The sequence below is a fragment of the Streptomyces sp. 378 genome, assembly GCF_030124145.1.
In the GTDB taxonomy this organism is placed as follows: domain Bacteria; phylum Actinomycetota; class Actinomycetes; order Streptomycetales; family Streptomycetaceae; genus Streptomyces.
Window position 1 is genome coordinate 1 of record NZ_JASKMS010000076.1, and the last position, 2,490, is coordinate 2,490.

Here is a 2,490-nt window from a genome sequence, read left to right on the forward strand (position 1 = left end):
TAGCAGGTCAGGGCCGCGATGGAGATGCGTCTGCGGGACCGGCCGCGGACTCGGACCACTGGTTGTCGGCGTACAAGCGAACGTGCGCCACCTCGTACGGATGAAAGTGCACCGTTGTTGATGCGGTGACGGGGTGTTGGCCGTGAGTCTGCTGCTGTCGGTTCGGGATGGCAGGGAGGCGGCTGGCTGTGGTCTTGGATCCGCATCGCTGGCTGGAGTTGAGGCGGTTTCGTCCGCTGTACGAGTCCGGTGCGATGAGCCTGCGGGAGATCGCGAAGGAGACGGGGCTGAACCGCCGGACGGTCGGCAAGTACCTGAAGGACCCTGCCTCGGCCGCGCCACCGAAGAGAGAAGCAGCAGGTCAGCGGCCTCGGCGGGTGGCGGATGAGGTCGCGCCGCTGATCGACGCGATGCTCAGGTCGGAGATCCTGCTCAAGGGAAAGGTGATCCACGAGCGGCTGGTCCAGGAGTACGGGGTCAGCATCAACTACCAGCGGGTGAAGCTCTATCTGCAGGAAGCCCGGCCCCGGATCGCGGAGGAACTGGGCATCAGCCCGGGTGACCTGGCGGGCCTGCACCGGCGGTTCGAGGTCGTTCCGGGTGCTCAGGCTCAGGTGGACTGGGGTGATGAGGGCAAGATCCTCGCCCATGTCGGCATCCCGAAGGTCTACTCGTTCCACATGACGCTGTCGTACTCGCGCGACCCATTCTGCTGCTTCACCACGAGTCAGGACCTGGCGACGTTCTTCGACTGCCACCGTCAGGCGTTCGCGCACTTCGGCGGGGTTCCGATGAGCATCGTCTATGACCGGACCAAGACGGTCGTGCGTCGGCATGTCGCTCCGGGCGAGGCGGTGCCGCTGCATCCGGAGGCGGTCGCCTTCGCCGGGCACTGCGACTTCGACATCGACGTGCTGGCCGCCTACCGGCCGCAGGGCAAGGGCCGGGTCGAGCGGCAGGTGAACATCGTCCGCGACCACGTCCTGGCCGGGCGAGGCTTCTCCTCGATCGAGGAGCTGAACGCCGCGTTCACGGCCTGGGTCCCGCTGCGGCGGGCGAAGGTTCACGGCACTCATGGCGAGGTCATCGGACATCGGGCCGTGCGCGATCACATGGCTCTGCGCCCGCTGCCGAAGACTCCCTATGTGGTGGCCCAGCGGCATCTGCGGCACGTCGGCAAGGACTGTCTGGTCGCCTTCGAGGCGAATCTCTACTCGGTGCCCGCCCGCAAGGTCCGCCCCCGCCAGCTGGTCGAGATCAGGGCCACGAAGTCCCAGATCTCCCTGCACTCCACTGTTGCCGACGCAAGCGGCCAGACGCTGTTGGCTGTCCACCCCCGGGCCGTCGGCCGCGGAGCCCGCATCGTGGATGAGACGCACTGGGACGGCCTGCCCACCGGCGCCGGCCGCCGCGTCACCACCGGCAACGATCTCCCGTCGCCCCGCCGCAGCCAGCCTCTCGGGCCGGAGACCGGACCGCTGCAGGCCCTGCTGAACCGGGCCGCAGCCGCGAACGTCGAGGTCGGCCGCCGCCCGCTGTCGGTCTATGACGAGCTGACCGGCACCCGCCCCTCCTCCGCCAAGTCACCGACGAAGGAAGCCCGTTGAGCGAGCTGACCAGCACCCGCATCCGCACCACCGCCGCCAAGCTCGGCCTGCCACACCTGGCCGAGGCCCTGAACCAGTACGTCCAGCGGGCCGACGAGGCGAAGATGGGCTACCTCGACCTCCTCGACCTGGTGCTGGCCGAGGAACTCGCCGTCCGTGACGACCGCCGCTTCCGCAACGGCCTGCGGCTGTCGAAGCTGCCGCACCACAAGACGCTGGAAGACTACGACTTCTCCTTCCAGCCCGACCTCGACCCACGCAAGGTCAAGGACCTGGCCACCCTCTCCTTCGTCGAGGACAAGGCCAACGTCGCTCTGCTCGGGCCGCCCGGTGTCGGCAAGACGCACATCGCCGTCGCTCTCGCGGTCGCGGCCTGCCGGGCCGGCTACTCGATCTACCTCACCAGCCTCGACGACATGGTCCGCCACCTCAAGGCCGCCGAGGAACAAGGCCGCCTGATCAGCAAGCTCACCAGTTACCTCCGCCCGAGCGTCCTGGTGGTCGACGAGGTGGGCTACCAGCCTCTGGAGCGGGCGGAGGCGAACCTGGTCTTCCAGGTGATCTCCAAACGCTACGAGAAGGGCTCGATCACCCTGACCTCGAACAAGACCTTCGGCGAGTGGGGCCAGGTCTTCGGCGACGAGGTTCTGGCCACCGCGATCCTCGACCGACTCCTGCACCACTGCGAGGTCGTCTCGATCAACGGCAACAGCTACCGACTCAAGAACCGCCTCCAGGCCATCGAGCGGGACACCAACGTGGCCTGAGCAGTGGTGCACATAACTTCGTACTCGGTGGTGCACTCAGACGAGTACGCGGACACTGGTGTCCGGCCACGCTGTGACCAGGTCTTGGCCTGCGGCGGCGTCATGGAGAATCCGGC

At 67.5% G+C, this 2,490-nt stretch carries 2 protein-coding genes; both read left to right on the forward strand.

Going from position 1 to position 2,490, the window contains the following annotated elements; genetic code table 11:
• The first annotated feature begins 188 nt into the window (after window positions 1-188).
• Window positions 189-1,607 carry an IS21 family transposase gene (gene istA, locus QNO09_RS39525; protein ID WP_283975052.1) on the forward strand — a complete coding sequence of 473 codons (1,419 nt, stop codon included), beginning with the start codon at window positions 189-191 and terminating at the stop codon, window positions 1,605-1,607.
• A complete protein-coding gene (gene istB, locus QNO09_RS39530; protein ID WP_283975053.1) occupies window positions 1,604-2,374 on the forward strand; it encodes an IS21-like element helper ATPase IstB in 771 nt (256 codons plus the stop codon). Before istA ends, istB begins: the two co-directional genes overlap by 4 nt.
• Window positions 2,375-2,490: the final 116 nt, after the last annotated feature.